The organism is Pediococcus parvulus (genome assembly GCF_964063155.1).
GTDB classification, from domain to species: Bacteria; Bacillota; Bacilli; order Lactobacillales; family Lactobacillaceae; genus Pediococcus; species Pediococcus parvulus.
The window spans coordinates 936,993-961,064 of sequence record NZ_OZ061292.1 but is presented as its reverse complement, the minus strand read 5'-3'; the positions used below and the strand labels follow the sequence as shown (position 1 = coordinate 961,064).

Annotated in this window: 23 protein-coding genes and 1 other annotated feature; all 23 genes read right to left on the bottom strand. The window is 38.7% G+C overall.

What is annotated here, in order from left to right; genetic code table 11:
• Positions 1–52 precede the first annotated feature (52 nt).
• Positions 53–1,108: an AI-2E family transporter gene (locus tag AB3217_RS04705; protein WP_260267408.1), complete on the bottom strand. Its 1,056-nt coding sequence runs from the start codon at positions 1,106–1,108 to the stop codon at positions 53–55.
• Positions 1,109–1,249: 141 nt separating this feature from the next.
• The gene (locus AB3217_RS04700; protein ID WP_057783896.1) at positions 1,250–2,230 is read right to left on the bottom strand and encodes a ribose-phosphate diphosphokinase; all 981 of its coding nucleotides are present in this window, start codon (positions 2,228–2,230) and stop codon (positions 1,250–1,252) included.
• A 73-nt stretch (positions 2,231–2,303) separates the two neighbouring features.
• Positions 2,304–4,832, bottom strand: a complete 2,529-nt coding sequence (locus AB3217_RS04695; RefSeq protein WP_367365732.1) for an ATP-dependent RecD-like DNA helicase — start codon at positions 4,830–4,832, stop codon at positions 2,304–2,306.
• A complete protein-coding gene (locus AB3217_RS04690) occupies positions 4,832–5,530 on the bottom strand; it encodes a lipopolysaccharide assembly protein LapB (RefSeq protein ID WP_260267412.1) in 699 nt (232 codons plus the stop codon). Before AB3217_RS04690 ends, AB3217_RS04695 begins: the two co-directional genes overlap by 1 nt.
• Before the next feature lie 7 nt (positions 5,531–5,537).
• Positions 5,538–6,212: a histidine phosphatase family protein gene (locus AB3217_RS04685; RefSeq protein ID WP_068805470.1), complete on the bottom strand. Its 675-nt coding sequence runs from the start codon at positions 6,210–6,212 to the stop codon at positions 5,538–5,540.
• 121 nt (positions 6,213–6,333) lie between these two features.
• Entirely contained in the window at positions 6,334–7,461 is a 1,128-nt protein-coding gene (gene mnmA, locus AB3217_RS04680; protein ID WP_367366120.1) for a tRNA 2-thiouridine(34) synthase MnmA, read from the bottom strand.
• 206 nt (positions 7,462–7,667) lie between these two features.
• Positions 7,668–8,009, bottom strand: a complete 342-nt coding sequence (locus tag AB3217_RS04675) for a DUF1831 domain-containing protein (RefSeq protein ID WP_057783906.1) — start codon at positions 8,007–8,009, stop codon at positions 7,668–7,670.
• The gene (locus AB3217_RS04670) at positions 8,009–9,172 is read right to left on the bottom strand and encodes a cysteine desulfurase family protein (RefSeq protein ID WP_068805465.1); all 1,164 of its coding nucleotides are present in this window, start codon (positions 9,170–9,172) and stop codon (positions 8,009–8,011) included. The genes AB3217_RS04675 and AB3217_RS04670 overlap by 1 nt, the downstream gene beginning before the upstream one ends.
• Positions 9,173–9,205: 33 nt before the next feature.
• Positions 9,206–9,892, bottom strand: coding sequence for a 5'-methylthioadenosine/adenosylhomocysteine nucleosidase (locus tag AB3217_RS04665; RefSeq protein WP_057783910.1), 687 nt, complete (start codon positions 9,890–9,892; stop codon positions 9,206–9,208).
• Positions 9,893–9,902: 10 nt separating this feature from the next.
• Entirely contained in the window at positions 9,903–10,184 is a 282-nt protein-coding gene (locus AB3217_RS04660; RefSeq protein WP_057783912.1) for a hypothetical protein, read from the bottom strand.
• A gap of 9 nt (positions 10,185–10,193) precedes the next feature.
• Positions 10,194–10,733, bottom strand: a complete 540-nt coding sequence (locus AB3217_RS04655) for an NUDIX hydrolase (protein ID WP_057783914.1) — start codon at positions 10,731–10,733, stop codon at positions 10,194–10,196.
• 26 nt (positions 10,734–10,759) lie between these two features.
• On the bottom strand, positions 10,760–11,014 hold the full coding sequence (locus AB3217_RS04650) for a cold-shock protein (protein ID WP_367365731.1): 255 nt from the start codon (positions 11,012–11,014) through the stop codon (positions 10,760–10,762).
• 192 nt (positions 11,015–11,206) lie between these two features.
• Positions 11,207–14,002 (bottom strand): isoleucine--tRNA ligase, encoded by a 2,796-nt coding sequence (gene ileS, locus AB3217_RS04645; RefSeq protein ID WP_367365730.1) that lies wholly within the window; start codon positions 14,000–14,002, stop codon positions 11,207–11,209.
• A 48-nt stretch (positions 14,003–14,050) separates the two neighbouring features.
• Positions 14,051–14,264 (bottom strand) — a binding site (T-box leader).
• Complete coding sequence (locus tag AB3217_RS04640; RefSeq protein WP_367365729.1) at positions 14,263–15,102, bottom strand: DivIVA domain-containing protein; 840 nt, start codon at positions 15,100–15,102, stop codon at positions 14,263–14,265. It overlaps the preceding feature by 2 nt.
• 13 nt (positions 15,103–15,115) lie before the next feature.
• Positions 15,116–15,907, bottom strand: a complete 792-nt coding sequence (locus AB3217_RS04635; RefSeq protein ID WP_068805456.1) for an RNA-binding protein — start codon at positions 15,905–15,907, stop codon at positions 15,116–15,118.
• Positions 15,908–15,922: 15 nt separating this feature from the next.
• On the bottom strand, positions 15,923–16,189 hold the full coding sequence (locus AB3217_RS04630; RefSeq protein ID WP_260267417.1) for a YggT family protein: 267 nt from the start codon (positions 16,187–16,189) through the stop codon (positions 15,923–15,925).
• A 4-nt stretch (positions 16,190–16,193) separates the two neighbouring features.
• Entirely contained in the window at positions 16,194–16,619 is a 426-nt protein-coding gene (locus AB3217_RS04625) for a cell division protein SepF (RefSeq protein WP_057783925.1), read from the bottom strand.
• A gap of 87 nt (positions 16,620–16,706) precedes the next feature.
• Positions 16,707–17,996, bottom strand: a complete 1,290-nt coding sequence (ftsZ, locus tag AB3217_RS04620; RefSeq protein WP_057783927.1) for a cell division protein FtsZ — start codon at positions 17,994–17,996, stop codon at positions 16,707–16,709.
• A 25-nt stretch (positions 17,997–18,021) separates the two neighbouring features.
• Positions 18,022–19,374 (bottom strand): cell division protein FtsA, encoded by a 1,353-nt coding sequence (ftsA, locus tag AB3217_RS04615; protein ID WP_057783928.1) that lies wholly within the window; start codon positions 19,372–19,374, stop codon positions 18,022–18,024.
• Positions 19,375–19,549: 175 nt separating this feature from the next.
• A complete protein-coding gene (locus tag AB3217_RS04610; RefSeq protein ID WP_367365728.1) occupies positions 19,550–20,542 on the bottom strand; it encodes a cell division protein FtsQ/DivIB in 993 nt (330 codons plus the stop codon).
• A gap of 17 nt (positions 20,543–20,559) precedes the next feature.
• Complete coding sequence (gene murG, locus AB3217_RS04605; RefSeq protein WP_367365727.1) at positions 20,560–21,654, bottom strand: undecaprenyldiphospho-muramoylpentapeptide beta-N-acetylglucosaminyltransferase; 1,095 nt, start codon at positions 21,652–21,654, stop codon at positions 20,560–20,562.
• 3 nt (positions 21,655–21,657) lie between these two features.
• Positions 21,658–23,034, bottom strand: a complete 1,377-nt coding sequence (murD, locus tag AB3217_RS04600; RefSeq protein ID WP_057783935.1) for a UDP-N-acetylmuramoyl-L-alanine--D-glutamate ligase — start codon at positions 23,032–23,034, stop codon at positions 21,658–21,660.
• A gap of 67 nt (positions 23,035–23,101) precedes the next feature.
• The gene (mraY, locus tag AB3217_RS04595; protein WP_367365726.1) at positions 23,102–24,070 is read right to left on the bottom strand and encodes a phospho-N-acetylmuramoyl-pentapeptide-transferase; all 969 of its coding nucleotides are present in this window, start codon (positions 24,068–24,070) and stop codon (positions 23,102–23,104) included.
• Positions 24,071–24,072 lie beyond the last annotated feature (2 nt).

Here is a 24,072-nt window from a genome sequence, read left to right as displayed (position 1 = left end):
TCATTTTTTACTAGTCAATTATCAAATTAATTATATAAAACGTTTTCAAAGCTTAATTATCAATTTCTGAATGAATACTTTGCTTTATGTTTTTGGGTTGCTGTTTGCGAATATTAACCCCTAAGACATCGATAAAGAAAGCCACAATTGGAATGCCCACAATCAACCCCCAGGTTCCAAACAATTCATCACTTACGATTAAAGTGATGAAAGTCACAAATATTGGCAGTGCCGTAGCATTTGCCATAAGCCGTGGGTGTAAGAAGTACGATTCAAAAGCATGCACAAGGACAACCAAGATTAATACTTCTAGGACCGTAATTAGACCGTTAACGGAAAAGCCAATTACCGCAAGTGGAATAAGTGAAATTAACACACCAGCAACCGGAATAAGGCCCAAAACAAAAACAACTAAGGCCAGAACTAGTAAACTCGGCATCCCAATGATCCACAATCCGATAGTCATGAGAATGGTATTAATGGAACAAATAATCAGCTGAGTTTCAATAACCGTTCCGAAAATCGAAATAAATTTATCAGCCAGCGTATAAACATTAATAAACAAACGATTATAGCGACTATGCAAAAAAGCATGGCCAAAATTACGTAAATGAGTGTAGGTTAAATTGAAAATAAAGCTTAAAAAAATAGCCATTAATACATGTTCTAAGCCACGACCGACATGACCCAGTTTTACTAACCCAGTCAAAGCTAAATCTGAACTATGTTTCAGAATAGAAGAGTTATGAATGGCCTTTTGAGCCCAAGTATAAATTTGTTTGTCAAAAACGGGATGTTTGTCGATTGTCGCTTCAACTAGTTTAGGCAAGCCGCTAAACTGATCGACCAACAGCGGGGTTGCAATGCTAACAATCATTACAAAAAGACCGATTGTCACCACATACAAAATAACGGTAGCAAAGGGTTGATTCAGAGGTAAAATTTTTCGTAAATTTTTAGTTCCCACGTGCCCAAGAAAAGAAAAAATCACGACAAATAAAATCAATGACAAAAATGGTTTCAATAAAAATAAAATAAGAATAATCACAAATAACGTTGTATACAATTCAACGTCATCGCGTTTCATAAAACTTAGAATACGATCCAAAAGACATCCCTCCAACGCATGTTTAATATTAACATAGCATTAAATTACCCATATTAAAACCACGGCATCAGCAAAAAAGCATTCCTTTAGACATTCATCGAAAAAGATGAACTGCTCCAGAAATGCTTTCAAAACGAATGTTTAGTTTTTAATTGAGCTTCTAAAAAGTGGTTCTAATGGCTCATTGTTGTGAATCATCTTAATCGCATTACCCACTAATGGGCCAACTGACATTTGAACCAGTTTATCAAATTGTTTTTCTTTGTCAATGCGAATAGAATCGGTCACAACAACTTTCTCTAACTGAGAGTTTTGGAGAATTTCAGGTGCGTTTTTAGAGAAAATAGCATGCGTTGCGCAACCATAAACTTTTGTAGCACCGGCATTTTTCAAAGCCGTCGCCGAAATAGTAATTCGGGTTCCCGTATCAATCATATCATCCACGACAATACAGGTTTTCCCCTTTACATCACCAATTATTTCAGTAGGAATTTCATCAAGTGACTCACTAGATTCCACATTCCGATTATCAATGATGGCAATCGGGGTTCCTAATAACTCCGCCATGGTTCGTGCACGAGAAACACCCGCATGATCAGGTGATACAACTACCAAATTATCTGTAATCTGATGATCCGTAAAATAACTGGCCAATAATGGAGCTGCCACTAAATGATCAACTGGAACATCAAAGAAGCCTTGAATTTGAGCTGCGTGTAAGTCAATTGTTACAACCCGAGTAATCTTATCCATTTCCAGCAAATCAGCAATTAGCTTTGCAGTAATGGGTTCACGTGACCGTGCCTTACGATCCTGACGCGAATAGCCATAGTAAGGAATAACCACATTGATTTGACTCGCGCTTGCTCGGCGAAGCGCATCAACCATAATCATAAGCTCCATTAACATATCATTTACTGGTTCTGAAATTGATTGGATTACATAAACTTCAGCCCCACGGATACTTTCATCAATATTAACCTGAATTTCACCATCACTAAAACGATTGACAGTCGCTTTACCAAGTGGAACTCCGGCTTCTCTAGCAATTTTTTCAGCTAACGGTTGATTCGAATTTAGCGTAAAAAGTTTCATGCGTTGCTTAGCGCTATCTGATGTCATGACATCCTCCATTAAAACTCTCAAATTTATCCCGACACCATTATCGCAGTCCTGGCAAAAAAGCGCAACACCTTTAAGCCTTCATAAAACTTTGCGGCGTAATTCCTGCCATCCCAATCATGGGATCGATTATTTGACCTTGGACTTTACTGATGGTTAAAACAGTGTCGGGTACCGCAGATTCCCCTGATTTTTTTTCTACTTTAGCAGTGACTGGCGCTTTTATTTCTGTTTCGACTTGTGGCACAACTTTTTTTGTCGCAACTAAAAGATCGGATTTTGTTTTTGCAACCTGTTTTCCATCAAAAACAGTTAACAAACGCTGTTTCAAGGTAGTCCGTCGATTAACGGCTAAATTGTTAACGCACTTTTCGAAGGCTGTTTTATCCCCCAAGAGAATTAACAAAGATTCTGCCCGGGAAACTGCAGTATACAACAAATTTCGTTGTAACATCCGTGAATATTGCTGAACCATTGGCAAAATTACCATCTTGAATTCACTACCCTGTGATTTGTGAATCGACGTACAGTATGCCAAGGTAATTTGAATCCAATCCTTGCGTCCATACGTCACTTCAGTCTCGTCAAAATCAATCACTAATTTATCTTGTTTATCAGTATTATCTTTGTCCTTAGCTGAAATAATCCCCTTAATGATCCCCATATCACCATTAAAAACGTTATTTTCTGGGACATTAACTAATTGAAGGACTTTGTCACCAATCCGAAAGTGTTGGCCACGAAATTCAACTTCTTTGGTCCGCGCGTTTTTTTTAGGATTTAAGATCTTCTGCAATGATTCATTCAATCGATCGATACCGGCCATCCCCCGATACATCGGTGCTAAAACCTGAATATCTTGGGCGGTAAATCCTTTTTGCTCAGCCTTATGGACGACCTGTGAAATGACACTATCTACTTGACTAGTTGAACAGGCAATAAATGAACGATCTTTTTGGTTTTTGGTAAAGTCATCAGGCAGCCGTCCTTCTTTAATCGCATGGGCAAGGGGCACAATGCTTGAACCATTATCTTGTCGATAGATTTTGGTTAACTCAATCTTAGGAATAACTTCACTCTTCAACAAATCATTGAAAATCTGACCAGCACCAACAGATGGGAGCTGATCCTTATCGCCCACCAAAATAACTTTCATGTTATTGGAAATTGCCCGCATCAAGGTTTTAAACAAAAAGGTGTCTACCATCGACATTTCGTCCACAATTAACAAACTGCCTTCAAGATCTTTCGTTTCTTGGTCAGGATTTGTTTCACGACCGGTTAGTCCCAGCATCCGATGAATCGTACTTGCTGGTAAACCTGTCACTTCACTCATCCGTTTAGCTGCCCGTCCAGTTGGTGCCGCTAATAAAACCGGAAACGGATTATCATGATACTCATTGACGTCTAAAGAAAAATCATTTAACGTGGCAAAAGTTTTGACAATCCCATTAATAATGGTTGTTTTACCAGTTCCAGGACCCCCGGTTAGTAAAAACAACTTTGACTGCATTGCCTTTAAAAGAGCTTGGCGTTGAGAATCATCATAGGTAATGTGAAACTGTTTTTGTGCTAAATCAATCGCACCTTGAATTTCATCAGTTTTAAACGTGTGCGTTTCTTTGGCATCATGCAACCGTTTGACGTGCTCAGCAATTTGCCATTCTGCTTCAAATAAATTGCGTAGATAAATTCGATTCTCTTCCCCAACAACCTTGCCATCCTTAGCCAAACTAACTAATTCATCGGCTACTTTTTGCGGATCAACGGCCTGATTGCGACTATTTTCCAATAGCCCTAACGTCGTTTTTAAAAGTGAACGGGCATCAGTATAGGTATCACCATTAGAATTACTGATGTCACTCGAGGCCGTTAAAATAGCGCCATCAATCCGTGCCGGTGCATCAAACGAAATATCTAAAGCTTCCGCAATTTGATCAGCTCGCTTAAAACCAATTCCATCAATATCTTCGATCAATTGATACGGATTCTTGTGCAGAATATCGAGGGTTTCTTCACGGTATTTATTATAAATACTAGCTGCTAGCTGACTTCCGAACCCATAACCGTTCAAGTCAATGATGATTTGTTCCATTCCATTATTAGCTTTAAGGACGGCAACTAAATTTGCTTGCATTTCTTTTTTAAAATTTAAAGGTGTTAAAACGTCTGGATCTTGAATAATTTTATCAATTGCGCCGGTTCCAAGTAACGCCACAATCTTTTCAGCCGTCTTTTTACCGATTCCTTTGAACTCGTCACCGGATAAATAAGCAACTAGCCCCTCTTTCGTTGTTGGTGTGGCACTCTCGTAATTAGTTGCCTGAAACTGAGTTCCATACTTCGGATGGGTAACCGTGGCACCCACAAAACGATAGGCTTGTTCTTCTTTAATATCACCAAAGCTACCGGTTACCACGATTTCATCTTCATGCCACTCCAAATTAGTTTCACTGATTTTTACCAGTAAAACTTTATAAAAACTATCCGGACTAGCAAAAAAAATCGCAGAAACTTTGCCCACCACAAACTGAGGTTCCGTTTTAATTGATTCAGTATTTTGCGAATCTTCATCAAATAAATTAAGCGATTCGTTTGGCATTACTTATCATCCTTTGTTTTAGCATCTTGATCACGCGTTTGGATAAATTTCTCGATATCTTCAAGGCGCTGTTGACCTTTTTTAAAATAAGCTGGATCTAATTGTTTTGCTTTTTTAAAGTACTCAGTTTCTTTTTCACCCTGTACCAAAGCAATTAATCCGCGTTCAAATTGATACTTGCCATTTTTTTCGTTGGCATGAAGAGCCTGATCATAGTAACTCTCGGCATGAGCAAAATCTCCCAATGCTAAGAAAATCTCACCAATTAACCCATTGATCGTTGGATCTTGTTGATGTTTGGCCTGTGCAGTTAGCGCAAATGCCAAAGCAGTTTTATAATCATCTTGTGCGACATAAGTTTGAGCAATCATCAAATAAGCATCACTTTTAAGCGATGAATCTTTGACCAACTGAAACTGAACTAAGGCTTTTTTGAACTCGCCAGCCTCGTAATACGTATTCCCTAAACCATAGTGCAACGTATTTTGTGCTTGACTGTTCTTTTGAAAACGTCCTAAAGCTTTCATATACAATTCTTCTGCTTGCTCAAAACTGTTTGCTTGGGTCAAAAAAACGCCTAAATTATAATAGCGATGAAAATCATCTGGTTTTGCGTCAATTGCTTGAACTAACAATGATGCTGCTTTTTGAGCTTTTTGTTTGGATGCTTCGCGTTTTAAATCTTTTTTTTCTGTCATGTTTACCTCAAATCATATCAGTCGGGTCAGCCTTGCGGGCAATATAACTTGTATCATTCCATTTAATTAATGAAAATGTTTGGCCAGCATCAAAAGTCTCTAAAATTGTCGTACTTGTATTTGATAGGCCGCCCCGTTTACGCAAATCCTGCAAATCAGTACCTAGCAGTGTATTCACCAACGCGTTCAAGGCTGCTCCGTGACTGACAATCAACACATTATCCGTAGGTTGGCGATAGATATCTGTAATTCGATGAATAGACGGTTTCATTCGTTGGATAAGTTGTGGAAATGACTCCCCTTGAATGGCCCGTGGATCATATTGATCGGGATGATTCTGAAAATCATCAAATTCGCGTGGATATTTCTTTTTAACATCCGTAAACTTCATACCTTCCATTTTGCCCAAATTAAACTCACGCAACCGACTTGCAATTGTCAGCGGCGTTGGATGACCCTGAAGTTCATCCAAATCATGTTGTAAAGTATTACCCGTAACACGAGCACGTCGAACTGGGCTCACATATATATGACGAAAAGCAGTTAAACTTAGATGCTTAGCCAAGGCATCAATCTCCTTGTAACTTTCCTTCAGGAGTGGTGAATCTCCTCGTGCACCCTGATAACGGCCTTCCTGATTCCATTCAGTTTTTCCGTGGCGAATAAAATATAATTTAGTCAACTTAATCTTCCTTTTCATCTATTGCTAAAACTATTATGCCAGTCTAGCGCAGAAAATTCAAAGTAAACAAAAGCCGTTCACGCTTCCCCATGGAATTGCAAACGGCCTTTTATTTTAATTTTTAGATGTATTGTAAAACTTTATCATTACTGTAAGCAGCATCAATAATCCCGCCACCTAAACACTCCTCACCGTCATATAAAACAACGGCTTGGCCTGGTGTAATGGCACGCGCAGGGTCATCAAAATCAACTGTCATCTGAGTACGATCCTCGTTGAAGTGAACAGTGACGTCAACATCCATTGCACGATAACGGAACTTTGCTGTACAACGGAATGAATCACCACGATCAACAATATCATTTACAAAATGAAGATCAGATGCAACCAATTGATCGGCATATAAATGCTCATTATGGTAGCCTTGACCAACATACAAAATATTCTTCTTCAAATCCTTACCAATAACAAACCAAGGATCATTATTTTGCCTACCGCCGCCGATGCCAAGACCGCGACGCTGACCAATTGTATAATACATCAAACCAGCATGCTCGCCCTTAACTTCGCCGTCAACTGTCATCATCTTGCCAGCCTTAGCAGGTAAATAATTGCCCAAAAACTCTTTAAAATTCTTCTCGCCAATAAAGCAGATCCCAACTGAATCCTTCTTATTAGCAACTGCTAAACCGGCCTTCTCAGCGATCTTACGAACCTTAGCTTTAACCATGCCCCCTAATGGAAACATGACGTGATCTAATTGTTCATGAGTTAGCTGATTCAAGAAGTAAGTTTGGTCCTTATTCATATCCTCTGAACGCAGTAAATGCTGATTGCCCTGTGCATCACGCTCAAGTTTTGCATAATGGCCAGTAGCAACGTAATCCGCACCTAAACTAATGGCATAATCCAAAAAGGCTTTGAATTTAATCTCATTATTACAAATCACATCTGGATTTGGCGTTCGGCCCTTTTTATACTCATCCAAGAAGTATGTGAACACACGGTCCCAATACTCCTTTTCAAAGTTAACCGAATAGTAAGGAATTCCAATTTTTGCAGCGACTTTCGCTACATCCTTGTAATCCTCAGTTGCAGTACAAAAACCATTCTCGTCGGTGTCATCCCAATTTTTCATGAAAACACCAACGACATCGTAGCCCTGTTGCTTGAGCAAATAAGCTACGACTGATGAATCAACACCACCACTCATGCCGACAACGACACGAGTTTTGCTATTGTCTGTCATCAAAATCACCATCATTTCTATCAGATTCTGGAGAATCTACGATTGAAGGTCGCAACATCCAGTAACGACCATTATAACAAAGTAAGCAAATCCTGAAAAGCATTTACTATTTATTAGTTAGTTTTATCTGAAACGTTGAACAACAATCGCAATTTAATGACATAAAAAAGATTATACCAACTCAAACTATGGCATAATCCTTCGAACTAAGCTTTGACAAAAACTTCACGGGTAACCATATCATCTAAAATGTAGTGATACTGTTCCACAAGTGGTTGGTCATTTTCTTTGTTAAAAATATTGACCCGCTTCAAACCATTAGCCGTCGTTACTGACATTTTAAAGCCACTTAAATCTTTAGCAAAGATAATGCGTAATTTGTTTCCTTGTTTGTATGGAGAAGTCGGATCCAAAGATCGTTCAAACACAAAGTTACCTCCATTAGAAACGATGAAGCCCAAGTCTCTTAACGTGTACTTCTTTACTTCCGGACTTATCTTATACGTATCGTGATCACCATCAACTTTTACTTCTGTTGTAAATGCCATTATTTCACAGCCTCCTTAGTTTTTAAACGCTGAATAATTTGAACTAAATTATCAACTAAATAATCTACATCTTCACTTGTATTATATTTTCCAAAACTAATTCGAATGGATTCCCCAATGCGTGGTGACTCTTTTCCATACATTGCAATTAACACGTGGGATGGCTCTAAACTACCCGCGGTACATGCAGAACCACCAGACACTGCAATTCCATTCAGATCCAAGTTAGTTTGCATCACGTAGGTTGAAACACCCTTAATCCAAAGATTAAATACATGCTGTAAATTGTTGGGATTCAATGTACCATTTATCTCAAAATCAATGTCAGCTTGTTTCAGACCATCAATAATTTGTTGTTTGAAACCTTGATACTTCGTCTGCATCTCAGATTTTACTTCTGGAGTTAATAAAGAAACTGCTTTTGCAAATCCAGCTATGCCTGGCACATTCTCGGTACCTGCTCGGCGCTTATCTTCTTGTTCGCCACCCTTTAGGAAACTTGGGAAGTTGACACCATCCCTTTTGTATAAGAAACCTAAGAACTTAGGACCATTCAATTTATGTGCAGAGGTTGACATTAAATCAATGTGGTCGCGTTTAACATCAATATCCAACAAACCATAAGCCTGTACCGCATCGGTATGAAACCAAGCTTGATGATCCTTTAAGATCTCCCCAATTTCATGAATTGGCATGTGACTGCCCACTTCATTATTCCCCGTCATGATAGAAACTAGGATCGTATCATCACGTAACGCAGCCTTTAAATCATCCAAACTAATTAGACCTTGCTGGTCAACTGGTAAATAAGTCACTTCATAACCGATTGATTCTAAATAAGCTAAAGGTTTCAGAACTGCAGGATGTTCAATCGCTGTCGTGATGATATGTTTACCAAGCGATTGACGAGCAATTGCAGTTTGCATAATCGCCGTATTATCACTTTCAGTTCCGCCACTTGTAAAGATAATTTCATCTTCATTGGCATTAATACTGTCTGCAATCACCTGACGACTCTGATCTAATACCATTCGTGCCTTCCGTCCAAACGCATGTGTACTGGAAGCATTACCAAAGTCTTGACTCATTTCTGAAGTGATTTTTTTAACCACTTCTGGTGCCATGGGCGTGGTTGCTGCATTATCAAAATAAACTTGCTTCATTTCAATTCTCCTACTCATTTTTCAAAAATTCTTTTAATTCTCAAATAACGCTAACAGCATCTTAGCTGAGCGTTTGCCAGCATCAATAATAAAATCATCAAAAGACACGCCAGCATTTTCATCGCCAACATCTGACATTGCGCGAATGACCACGAATGGCACATTGAATTGGTGGGCAACCTGCCCGATTGCACAGCCTTCCATTTCACAACAAAGTGCATCAGGAAAGTTATTCAAAATAGTTTGAATTTTGTCTGAACTACTAATAAATTGATCACCAGTAACGATTAGACCTTTTTTTACCGTTAATCCTGTTTTATGACCAGCGTCCACAATTTCAGCTACTAACTTAGGATCTGCATCAAAACGAGCAGGTTGACCTGGTAATTGTCCTAGTTTATAACCAAATGCAGTCGCATCAACATCATGATAGAGGGTCTGGGTAGAAACAACCACATCACCCACAGACAATTCTTTACCAATCCCACCCGCAGAACCGGAATGGATTAAAGCATCCACTTTGAAATTTGTGACTAATAAAGCCGCCGTGATCCCAGCCTCAACTTTACCAATTCCAGAACGCACCAAAACAACCTCGGTATTTTGAATTGTTCCTTCATAAAAAGTAATCCCATTAATGTCAGTCTCGTTTGTTACTGTTAATGCACTGTGTAAACTTTTAATTTCTTCTTCCATCGCACAAATTACGCCATACTTCATTTTCTATTCCTCATTCCACAAAAAATAATATTAAATAAACAATCACAATTGCCACAAGTAATCCAAAAATAATCCAGTTTAAACGTTTACCTAAATTGCGGCTTTTACGTTCTGCTGTACTTCGAATTGTGGGCTCTTCTTCTGGAGACGCGTCTTCAGCATGTGTTCGAGCATAATCTCGTTCAACTTGAACCCGTTTCCGATCTCGCTTTTCAAACTGCTCATTTTCTGCCTGTTTGCGTTTTTGATAGTCTTCACGAGTCAGACCGTCTTGTTGTTCGTCATCCTTCACAGTTTTCACCTACTTATTTAAAGTTTGCCAGTAGTAAATAGCCAGAACTGTTTTTGAATCTTCAATTGTGCCATCAGTAACCCCTGCTAACGCCTCTGTCAAAGAAAGGGACATTAATTGAATGTTTTCATCAGCATCCTGTGGCAACTTGGTTATTACCTGTTTGAGCCCCGTGGCTACATAAAGAGTCATATACTCGTTTGTAAAACCAGGACTTGTATAAAAGCCAGCAACCCGTTTTAAATTATCTGCTTGATAGCGAGTTTCTTCGTTAAGTTCACGAATCGCAGTCGTCTCATCAGATTCACCAGCCTCAACTTTTCCAGCAGGAATTTCAAGCGTCGTTTTCTTTATGGGTGCGCGCCATTGTTTTTCAAAAATGGCTTTGTTGTCATCTGTAATTGCTAAAACAGCAATGGCATCTTGATGCAAAACCACATCCCGATTAGCTAACTCACCATTTGGTAATTTTACTGTTTGTTGGTAAACGTCAATAATAGCTCCGTTGTAACGGGGTTCACTTTTGACAATTTTTTCTTCAAAATTCATTAATTATTCCTCGAACTTTTTTAAATTTACTTTGTAGATTCATCTTTAGCTTGATCTGGTGTTTCAGACGGCGTGTTGTCAGTCACTAAACTCACTTTGACTGCCTGAAGGCCCTTTGCACCTTGGACGACTAATAAATTAACTTCAGCGCCCTCATGTAATATCCGAAAACCCTCGCCTTCGATTGCAGAATAATGTACAAAAACCTCTGTACCATCATCCAAAATAATAAATCCAAATCCTTTATCTTTATCAAAACTTTTGACTACCCCATGTTCCATGAAACTCACTCCTCGCTAGTCTAGCTATTATCTCATTTTAGACTGCTCCTTTAAACATCATACTGATAATTAAGAAAAAAGTAAATTAATTACCGTCTAGTTTGCATACATCTTAACGGATAATAAAAAAATCTCATCAATCATTGTCAAAAATTAGATTCGACAAAATTTTGATGAGATTATTTTTTTGAATTAAGCTTCTAATCCTTCTTCAACCGTTTCTGGATAATTTTCGCGAACAATTTTGGCACAACGCGCACATAATTCAGGATATGCTGTATCTGAACCAACATCCGTTTTAGTCATTCGACAACGGGCACAAACAGAACCTTGCGCAGGTGAAACCTTAACGGCCATTCCCTTAAACTGATCGGCATCTGCAGGAGCTTGATCCAAATCTTCAACTTCTAATTTAGAAATGATCAACAACAAACGTACATTTGTGTTCAAATCATTTAAAAGTTGGTTGGTATCTTTGTCAACATATAAGTTAACTTGAGCTTCCATAGATTTACCAATCATTTTAGCATCGCGGGCCTCTTCCAAAGTCTTCAACACATTAGAACGAATTCCCTTGAATTTTTCCCAGTTGGTAAAAATGGTTTCTTCATCGTCAAAATGTTGTACTTCTGGCATTTCTGCCAATTGAACAAATTCTTCCGGCTCTTTCAAGTACTCCCAAATCTCTTCAGTAGTATGAGGCAAAATTGGCGTAAGCAATTTTGTTAAGCCAACTAAGATTTCGTAGAAGACGGTTTGCATTGAACGACGACTTTGACTCTTTTCAGGATCAATATAAACCACGTCTTTAGCAAAATCGAGATAGAAGGCAGACAAGTCGGTGATCACAAAATTCATAACCCGTTTGTAAATATTTAGAAAATCATATTTTTCATAATCATCGCGTAAAGTTTGAACCAACTTGTTATATTTAATCAACATATATTTGTCTGCTGATTCCAAATTTTGATAGGCCACTTTATCAGTTTTCGGATCATAATCCGTTGTGTTTGCTAGCAAATAACGCAGCGTATTTCGGAGCTTCTTGTAACTATCAGAAATCTTCACAAAGTTTTCCATTGAGACACGAACATCAGATGAAGAATCGACTGAAGCAACCCATAACCGAACAATTTCAGCACCCATTTTCTTGATTACCTCACTTGGCACAATCGTATTACCAAGTGACTTACTCATTTTATGACCTTGGCCATCCAGTGTAAATCCTTGGGAAACCACCTGTTTATATGGTGATTTGCCAGAAACAGCTACACTGGTAATTAGACTGGAGTTAAACCAACCACGATACTGGTCAGATCCTTCAAGATAAAGATCAGCAGGATAGGTGAGATAGTCGCGTTCCGCCAAGACACCTTGATGTGACGAGCCAGAATCAAACCAAACATCCATAATGTCAGTCTCTTTCGTGAATTTACCATTTGGTGAATGCTCACTAGTAAAGCCTTCCGGAAGTAAGTCCTTAGCTTCACGATCAAACCAAACATCGGAACCATATTTTTCAAACAAGTCAGCAACATGACCAATCGTTTCTTTGGTCATGATTGCTTCACCATCTTCACCATAAAAGATTGGCAATGGCACACCCCAAACACGTTGACGAGAAATTACCCAGTCACCACGATCACGAATCATGTTGTAAAGACGTTTTTGACCCCATGATGGTGTGAACTTAACATCATCAATCGCCTTAAGGATTTTATCTCGAATTTTATCCACTGAAGCAAACCACTGAGGAGTTGCTCGGAAGATAACGGGTTTCTTGGTCCGCCAATCAAATGGATAACTATGTTTGTAAGGCATGTAGTCTAATAACAAGTTAGCTGCCTTTAATTTATCTAAGGCAATTTTATTTGCATCATCATAGAAGACACCTGCAAAATCTTTACCAGCTTCATCTGTCATATAGCCTTGATCATTTACAGGTACTAAAATATCTAAACCATACTGCTGACCAACACGGAAGTCATCTTCACCAAAACCAGGAGCAGTATGAACTAAACCAGTTCCGGCATCTAATGTCACAAAATCGCCCAACATGACAACTAATTTACGCTCTGGATAGAATGGATGTTGCGTTAAGACACGATCCATGTCAGCACCTTTAACTGTTTTAAGAACTTTCACATTTTCCCAGCCAAATTTCTCGGTCACATTGTCAACTAATTCTGTGGCAATCACGAATTTGCGGGTTTCACCTTCAGGCTGCACAACTGAATAATCAAAATCAGCATCAATTGTAACCCCTTCAGAAGCAGGGATTGTCCAAGGAGTAGTTGTCCAAACCACCAAATAGGTATCAGTATCCAAGACCCCTTTGCCATCTACAACTTGTTCCGCAAAGAAAGCTGATGGTGAAGTGACATCATGATATTCGACTTCTGCTTCTGCCATGGCAGATTCAGATGACCAAGACCAGAACACAGGATGTTTTCCTTTATAAATCAAACCTTGTTCCGCCATTTTACCAAATGTACGAATTTCTTGAGCTTCAAATTCTGGTTTCAAAGTCAGATATGGATTATCCCACTCACCAGCAACTCCCAAACGCTTGAAGTCTGCTTTTTGCATTTCAACTTGCTTCAACGCATAATCTCGGCAAAGTTTACGGAACTCTGTGGTTGTCATTTTTTTTCGATCATAGCCGGCTTTTTTTAATTGCTGTTCAATTGGTAAACCATGGGTATCCCAACCAGGGACATAGGGAGAACGATAACCTGCCATAGATTTGTAGCGCACAATAATATCTTTGGAAACCTTATTCATGGCATGACCCATGTGGATATTGCCGTTTGCGTATGGAGGTCCATCATGCAAAATAAAGGTTGGTTTACCCTCATTTAACTTTTGTCGTTGTTCATACAGTTTATTTTCTTCCCAAACCTGTTCGCGTTTTAGCTCATTAACAGGTAAATTACCGCGCATCTTAAATTTTGTCTTTCCTAAATTCAATGTGTCTTTTACACGCATTAACTCTCACTCCTTAAATTATTTTTTGATATAAAAAAAGACCTCGTCATAAGGGACGAAGTCTTCGTGGTACCACCCAATTTTGAAAACACTAGTAATGTTTTCCTTAATTCAATAACGGCTTTTAAACCGATCAAATCTACCTGAAGTCAATTTGATGTCTCAGAGATGATATCTCAAATGGATTCTGATTAGCCTCTCATCAATTCGCTAACTCGCTGACAGTTTGCCATTTTTAATGTATTCTCTTCAAAGAAAATCTATTCATTTTTAGCATTAACATGAAGTCCAGAATTTTCATGACCTTCTGAATCTGATTTGTCATTTGGAAAGACAACTACCGTTTCTGGAGCTGTATTCTTTGAATCATCTTCGTCCTCATTATGAGAGTCCCCATCCTGTTTAACCGATGTTTCGGTTGAATTCTCAGCTGGTTTCTCTTTTTCCTGAAGAAATTCATCATCTTTTTTCTCTGGTTCAACAGCCGGCGTAATATCGCGAGCGTCTTCTTCATCAACTGAGTTTACTCTTGACTCTTTGATCTTGTCAAGGGTTCCAGTATGCAACATTGCATCCTTCAGGTCGCTCACCTGCACATCTTGATCTTCTTTTAAAATACTATCCCATTCGCTGCCATTAATCATCTGCAATTGAGAATCAACCAAAACTTGAACCCGTTGGCGATAAAGGCGCGCATTTTTACGTAACTCGTTGGTTGCTAAGATAAGTCGCTTTGCTTTTTCAGCCTGCTCATCAATCACAGCCTCCGCACTAACCCGCGCTTTTTGAACCATTCCATCGGCCTGCTTTTGAGCTTCTTCAGCAGTCAACTCTGCTTCCCGCTTAGAACTACTCTTAACCTTGTCTGCCGCATCTTGTGCAACCAAAATTGATTTATTAAGTGCTTCTTTCATATCATCGAAATATTCAATTTTAGTTTCAGCATTTTCTACTTCTTTTTGTAAAGAAGAGATTTTGTCTAATGCCCGTCGATATTCAATTGCAACTTGTTGTAAAAACTCATCAACTTCATTAGGGTTATAGCCGCGCATTTTATTTGAAAATTGTTTGTTCTGAATATCTACTGGATCTAAAGACATACTGATTCCTCCATCATTTTTTCTTTTTACTACTAATAATTGAAATTAAAATTCGAATTTTATTTTTTTTGGTTTTGCCTTCAATACTGTCAAGCCGAATACGCCCATATCCACGAACTGATAACAAATCATTTGCTACCAATTCAAAATCAGGTCGTTGATGAGGTTTCCAGTTCAAAGTAACCTTCCGTTCTTCTAATAATTCCTTGGCGTGGTTACGAGACAAATGAAAACCCTCTGCAATCACAGAATCAACTCGAACTGACGCTACTGTTGTACTACCCGATTCCCAGTCATTTTCAGGTTCAACTGCATCACTTAACTCTTTTTCAGCCAATCGGACCTTGACATTGCCAATTTTACTAACCTGTGACAAAAAGAAATCTACCATTTCAGATTTTACAAAAAACTGCCACTCATCGCCATTAGAAATGATATCCCCAAACGTGTCTCTTTCCACGCCCATATTAGCAAGCGTCCCTAAAACATTGCGATGATGAATTTTGGCAAACTTTACCGGATAGCCAATGTTCATTAAACTGACATTGAAATCCTTTCGTTCTGGCACAAAATAATCCGGAAAAATAATTGCCCGTTGCATTTCTGCTCTGGAATATCCACCAAAGCTTTGAACTTTGATATCATCCAAACGATTGACTAACGTTATCAAAATGAAAATTTCCCGTGGATTAAGAAAATTTGTTAACACAAATCGGTTTTGATCACGTACTTCTTGAATCCAGCCCGTTGCTTCATCTACAAACGGTGCTTCCTCAGGACGAAAATGTTGCATAATATTGTCCATTTTTAGTTATTCCCCTTATAAAGAACCTAATATAATAAACAAATATTGAATTCCGTACTGTGCCATTTCTAAAACCAAGATAGCTATGATGGGTGAAAAGTCCAACCCAAAAATAGGTGGAATAAATTGAAACACCTTTAGATAGGGCATACAGATTTTAGCAAGCCATTGTCCAAGCTTAGTTTGGTAAGCACCTGGAAACCAGGACATCAAAACGAATACGAAAATCAATAACATGTACAATTGAATAAGTTTACTAATAATATTAAATAAAAAGACCAAATGTTTACTCCTTATTTATATTGTCGTGACTCAAATCTCCATTTTGAATATTTGAGTACAGACTGCCATTAATTTCAAAGCTCTTGGGCGTACACAAAAATATATGTGTGCCCACTTCTTCAATTGAACCATCAATGGCAAACAACGTTCCAGATAAAAAGTCAACGATCCGTTTGGTTTGCTCATCATCAATACGTTCAAAATTTAAAATAACAGCCTGTCCAGCGATTAATTGTTTTGCAGCCTCTTTAGCATCACTAAATATCCTTGGTTCAAATAATGCAATTTGGCTTTTTGAATCCGAAATATTATCATTATCCATCGCAGTCACCTTGTCATCAACATCTGTTCGCTGATTGAAGTCAGTATCAGGTTGCCCTTGTTCATCATCCAACCCAAACAGTTTATTAAATCGATCATTTAATGCCATACAGATCGCCTCCTAATAATGACGCTGTATCAAAGAACTGGGACAAAACAGTTGTCTTGTTCCCAGTCCTTGTAAAATGATGTTCAATTACTTACGACGACGTTTGAAAAATGGTGGAGTATCAACACCCTTGTCGCCATCATTATCTGAATCATTAAAAACATTAAAATCTTTCTTTTCAATATCTTTAAATTCATCATCATCCTCAACAGAAGTTGGCCGAACACCATTTGAATTTGATTGACGCAATTGCCAATCACCAAATGGATCATCTTTTTTAGCGCTTTTTTCTTCTGATTTTGGAGCAGCACTACTTGTATTCGACGTGTTAAATGCAGGAGTTGAATTTGTGGAACTCTTTGTAGCTGCCGGAGTATCAAAACTTGTCCGTGCAGTTGCTCGATGCATTGGACGGTCGTTTTTCTTGTCAATACCAGTTGCAATGACAGTGACACGTACTTCATCCTTCATGTTTTCGTCGATCGATGTACCAAAGATGATATTAACATCATCAGTAGCTGCTTTAGCAACAATTTCTGAAGCAGCTTGAGCTTCAAACAATGAAAGGTCCGGACCACCAGTAATGTTTAACAGGACTTGCTCTGCGCCATCAATTGAAACTTCAAGTAATGGTGAAGAAATGGCCTTCTTAGTTGCTTCTTCGGTACGGTTTTCACCGTTTGCAGAACCAATTCCCATTAAAGCAGACCCTTGATTAGACATAACAGTTTTAACATCAGCAAAGTCCAAGTTAACGTAACCGGGTGAAGTGATCAAATCAGAAATACCCTGAACACCTTGACGTAATACGTTATCAGCTTCACTGAATGCTTCCATCATAGGGGTTTTTTTGTCAACCATTTCTAACAAGCGGTTGTTAGCAATGATAATCAAAGTATCAACTTGCTCTTTCATTTGAGCAACACCTTCAGCAGCAAAACGTGCGCGCTTTGGTCCTTCAAAACTGAAAGGCCGAGTCACAACACCTACCGTTAAGGCTCCTGTTTCTTTAGCAATCTTAGATACTAATGGTGCAGCACCTGTACCGGTACCACCACCCATTCCAGCAGTAACAAAGACCATATCTGCACCTTCAAGAGCTGAAGATATTGTTTGTTCACTTTCTTGAGCAGCTTTGGTACCAACTTCAGGAGTTGAGCCAGCGCCTAATCCCTTTGTTAATTTAGGTCCTAATTGAATTTTTGTTTCAGCTTTTGATTGTTTTAAAGCTTGAACATCTGTATTGGCAACAATAAATTCAACGCCTTTGACACCTTCAGCAATCATTCGATTAACGGCATTGTTCCCGCCGCCACCGACACCAATAACTTTGATGTTTGCACCAGCATTTTGTTTATCATCCATTGTAAATTCCATCCCTTTTTCCTCCATAATTTTAAAGTTAGTCAAAGAATTCGCTAAACCAGCGCTTGATACTTGCAACTAAGCCGCTAAATGAGAAAGAATTCTCTTTCTTTTGTTTTGGTTTCTTAGGTGCACTCTTCGTCGTTTGACGTACATCTTCACTATTTGTTTGTGGTGCAGGATCTGTATCGTCAGACGCAAATGTCTGTTGTTCTGGAATTGTCCGCGTTCCCGCTACCATCGCGCTCTTTGCCAAAACATCAACCTCACTTAGTGAAGCTTCATAGTTTAGTATAGCGTAAGCTTGTGAAAATGCTGGATGTCTTAAGCCCATTGGTTCAGGCACATACAATTTGACGTTTGTTCCAAAAATATCTGCAGCCAAACTTTGAATTCCCGGAATTGCCGCAGCGCCGCCAGTAATGACGACCCCACCTGGCATATCCAATGCATCAATGTTCTCAAGATGATTATAAGCGTTGTTTAAGATTTGTTCTAGTCTCGCTTCAATAATCTCAGCCAAATATTTCTCAGTGATTTGGGCTGGTGCAGATTGCCCAACAACCTCGACTGGAAAACCATCATCACTAGCGCCATCGGCAAATGCATAGCCATATTCGCGTTTTAGCTTTTCGGCGTTACTCAAAGATGTATTCAAAACAACTGAAATATCTTTGGTAACGAATTGGCCACCCTCTTGATCAACATATGTATACTTCAAATGATGATCATGAATAATTGCTGTTGTTGTCTGTCCTGCGCCCATATCGATGAGAATGGTACCAAAATCTTGTTCCCCATCATTTAAAACAGTTTTTCCAAGCGCTAAAGGATTTAGAACTAGATCTGTTAAATGTAATCCAGCCTGTTGAATTGCGCGTTTTGTATTGTGAATGATCGTCTTGGGACCAGTTAGCACAGTTCCGTTCATTTCTAAACGAACACCAACCATTCCCCGTGGATCTTTGATACCATCAAATCCATCAACAACAAATTCATCAGGTAAAACATCAATTACTTCTTGTTCTGGTGGCAAGCTGTGTACAGAAGCTGCATTAGCAACATTAATCACGTCTTGGTTAGTAATTTCACGTGATGTTTCTGCGATTGCAATCATACCACGACAAGGCTCGATTTTTAACAAATTCGCCGGAATCCCAGCAACTACTTCATGAATCTTTAAATTTGCTTTATTTTCTGCAACTGAAATTGCTCTTTTAATCGCTGCTGATGCCTTGTCAATATCGACAATCACGCCACGATTCATTCCATCAGAGCGTTCACTTCCCACTCCAATAACACTCATTTGCTCATTTACGTTCTCAGCAACAATGACTTTTATTGAGGTGGTTCCTATATCAAGTCCAACATAAATTCCTGAATTATCCATAATAAAGGAACCTCCTAAACATACCCTATTTTAGACCTTTGTATATACTCTCAAGTTTACCATAACTTCAATGTATTTAAATAGTCAATTCTTTTAAAAAAATGAGTAAAAAACCTAAAAATTCAAAAAATACTGCTAATCCACACATTATTTTTCATTTTGGGTCATTACTCGTTTAATTTGTACTTGCAACACTACTGGAAGTGCTTACTGAACTTGTCGTACTCGTTGCAGAATAAGTTTGTCCCGACGAGCTTGAACTAGAGGTGGTCGAATAACTACTACCACTACCGACTGAGCTTGAACTAGAAGACGACGAACTAGTTGCCGTTTCCTTACTCTTATTCTTGAAAGGATAAGAGTAAGCCCCCACCTCTAAATCGATAACTCCTTTTTGTTTCATATCTGCTGCCATTTGTGGATAATACTTCATTTTTTCTGCGAAGGTTGGTAAAACCGCATAAACCTCATTGCCGTCATTCATATAAAGATGCAGTTTATTGGGATTATCCTTGCTTGGCACATAATCAATTTCAGAAATACCAGTGCGAACCACTGAAGGTAATTCTTGGAACTGTGTAAGTAACGTTTTTAATACACTCGCTGAGTGAAAGTTTTTAAAAACGGGATAATCACTGGACGGTTGCTTTTTTGACTTTTTGATTACCTTTCCATTATCTAAAATGGTGTAGTAATACTTATTTCGCAAAACTAGACCAGCAATTGAATTTTCCTTCACTGTTACCTTTAAATGATTGAATCCTTGGCGTTTTATTTTGTAACTTACAAGTTTAGGTTGTTTCTTATAAACTGACGTCGATTTGTTTCGTTGTCCAAAAAGATAGGGAAAAATCCAATCATCTTTTTTCACATTGCCGATCTTCATGATTTGCGTCTTAGAAAATTCTTTATTTCCTGTCACTTTTATCGACTGTATATGACTAAGAGGTGAAAGTAAGTACCCTGCAATAATTAAGATCAAAATTAAAACACAGCTAAACCAAATCCAAAATTTTTGTGGTGCCTTTAATTTTGGCACAAAAGTTTGCAATCTTTTCTTTTCTTTTTCTGCTTTCTTTTTCTCAATTGCCTGGTTACGTTGTACCTTTTCCCAGGGAGTCAATTCCCGTTTTGGCTGAGGAGTTTTCGTTTTCTTTTTTCTAAACACGATCGCCACCCCATTTTCTATTTTTTAATCACCGATTCCAAAACATTCAAAAGATCTTCTGCTGCTCGTGGGCGACCCATTTTTTTAGCTGCTTCACCCATTTTTTTACGTTTGTTTTCATCGGTCATGAGTTCATCGGTAGCTTTTACTAATGAATCTGCATCTAAGTGAACCTCAGGTAATAATTCAGCAGCACCCTTTTTCACCAAACTTCGCGCATTTTTTGTTTGATGATCATTGGTTACATAAGGACTTGGCACCAAAATTGAAGGAATTCCTAACGCTGTGATTTCAGCGATACTAGTTGCTCCCGCCCGACCTAAAATTGCCTCAAAGTTTGGTAGCAATTCAGGCATTTTACTAATGTATGGTCGAACCACTACATTACTTCCTAAATCGGATGGCTTGATGGCAGCCATAATTTTTTGGTAGTGTACCTGACCCGTGACAAGCAAAACCTGATAGTCTTTTTGCTTAAGCTGTGGGAGTGCTTCGACTGTTGCTGAATTAATTCTTTCTGCACCTCGACTACCACCAAAAATTAGTAACGTAGGAAGATTGCTTCTTAATCCATACTCACTAAGTGCATCGTTTGGTTGCATTAACGCGACTTGAGTTGCTCGTGGGTTACCAGTGAAAACAACTTTTTTAATTGGAAATTGCGAACGGGCATCCTCAAACGAAATTCCAATTTTTGTTACAAAATGGCTTAAGAATTTGTTGGTAACACCTACCACACTATTTTGTTCATGAATCACCGTTGGAATTCTTTGGAGACTCGCAGCAAAAACTACCGCCCCACTAACATAGCCACCAGTTCCCACAACAACATCAGGCCTAAATTCTTTAATCATTTTATGGGCATCACCGACACTTTTCAAAAACAGACCAATCGTTTTAAAGTTTTCTAAGGACAACGATCGTTTGAAACCTTGAATTTTAATCGTTTTAAACGCAATACCCTGAGCGGGTACAATTTTGCTTTCCAATCCTTTTTCAGTTCCCACATACAAGATTTCAGAATTTGGTTCGCGTTTTTTTAAGGCTTCTATTAAGGCCAATGCTGGATAAATGTGACCTCCAGTACCGCCGCCCGAAATCATTAATCGCATTGTTTAAGCCTTCTTTCCGTTTTGAAGGGTTTGAACAGCGTTAATGAATTCATCCCCACGAACTTCAAACGTTTTGTATTGATCCCAACTTGCATTGGCAGGAGATAACAAAACCACGTCCCCAGCATCACTTGCTTTGTATGCAAGCGGAACAGCATCCAACACTTTATGAGCGAACTCAATTACGGGAACCCCAGCATTTTTTGCAGTCTCAGCCAGCAAGCTACTTGTTTGGCCAACTAAAATAATGGCTTTAACATGGGCTTTAAAATCAGCTTCCAACTTTTCAAACGTATAGCCACGATCTAATCCACCAGCAATTAAAACGATTGGTTTTGTAAATGAACGTAGCGCAACTTGAGTAGCTTCAATGTCGGTGGCTTTTGAATCATTGTAGAAATCTCGGTCATTCCAAGTGGTGACGTACTGAACGCGATGTTTAACGCCACCAAAGCTTTCTAATACGTGGACAATTGACTCATTCGACTGCCCTTCAATTTTAGCCACTGCAATTGCCGCCAACGCATTTTCAACATTTTGTACACCAGGTACTTTTATGTCTGAAGCCGCAATAATCTTTTCACCTTTAAAGTAAAGATCTTCGCCTTTCTGGTAGGCGCCATCTTCAGTTAAATCCTGTCGAGAAAACGGGACAACCTGAGCTTTAGTTTGTTTGCTTAAGTGTTGCCATTCTGGATTATCCCAGTTAATCACCAAATAATCTTTTTCGGTTTGATTTTTAGTAATGTGCATTTTATCACGCACATAGTTTTCACGGGTACCATGCCAATCCAAATGATTAGAAAAGATATTAGTAATTACAGCAATATGGGGTTTGAGTGTCGTGACACTGGCCAACATAAAGCTTGATAACTCAGTCACCATCGTATCTTGAGACTGAATTTTTTGCACAACTGTAGTTGCAGGAATACCAATATTTCCGGCCAGATAAGCATGTCCAGCAGGACGTTTTTCATCAAGCATCAGCTGAATCATAGTTGTGGTTGTTGTTTTACCATTACTTCCGGTAATTCCGATCATTTCACCACTTAAAACTTGATACGCAAGTTCGGGCTCTGAAATAATTGGAATTTTTTTGCTGAGTGCGCCTTTAATGATTGGGTTTGTATATGGGATTCCTGGGTTTTTAACGATGAGTTCAAAACCTTCGTCCAATAAAGTTAGGGGATGACCACCTGTAACCACTTTGATACCATCTTCTAACAATTCCTGGGCATCTGGATTCTCGTCAAATGGTTTGGCATCATTCACCGTAACTAATGCTCCCAATTTCTGTAATAATCGGGCTGCACTCACCCCACTTTTTGCCAATCCTAATACCAATATCTTTTTATCTTGATAGTCTGTAATATCCTTCATAACTCTTTCCCTTCAAATCAAACTTTATTATTTTGAGGACGTAGCAGAATGCGTTCAAAAATCTAAACTAGTTAAGAATGCCAATCAATGCAATCATCGCACCAATTAAGCCAACACACCAAAACACGATATCCACTTTCCACTCACTCCAACCCAACATTTCAAAATGATGGTGGATTGGACTCATTTTAAAAATACGATGACCGGTAAGTTTAAACGAAGCAACTTGTAAGATGACACTAGCTGTTTCACAAACAAAGACAACCCCAATTAACAGCAAGGCAGCTTCGTGATGCACTAAGATGGAGACGGCAGCTAAAGCACCACCTAAGGCTAAAGATCCCATATCACCCATGAATATTTTAGCTGGTTTATGGTTAAAGATGAAGAACCCAAGCAATGCCCCAATGATGGCTAAACAAAAGATAAGCACATCAAATTGATTTTGCACCGCCGCAATAATGGCATACGCGCCAAAGGCAATGATTGCTAGTCCACTCACCAAACCATCAAGACCATCCGATAAATTGACCGCATTTGAAAAACCGACCAACCAAAAGATGACAAAAAATGCAAACCAAGCACCAAGATGCCAGCCACCTACCCAAGGTAAATTAAGTACTTGGGCAAAACCTTCGTGAACATACACAAAATAAAAGATAACAGCACCCACAACCTGGCCTAAAAATTTCTGCCAAGCTTTCAATCCTTCATTTTGTTTTTTCATTAGTTTGATACTGTCATCCCAGAAACCAAGAAAACCATACATAATCAAAATTACAATCAAAATTACGCCTGTTGCATTAATTTGATGACTTACAATTTCAAAAAGCAAACTGCTCAGACTGATGGCTACTATAAAAATCAATCCGCCCATTGTGGGGGTTCCAGATTTTTTTTCGTGCCATTTGGGACCTTCTTCACGAATCATTTGGCCCTCATTGCGACTACGGAAATAATTGATAAACGACGGCATGGCTGCCACCGTTATTAAGAAACTGACAAGTATCGTTCCAATCTGCTCTATCGAATTCATAG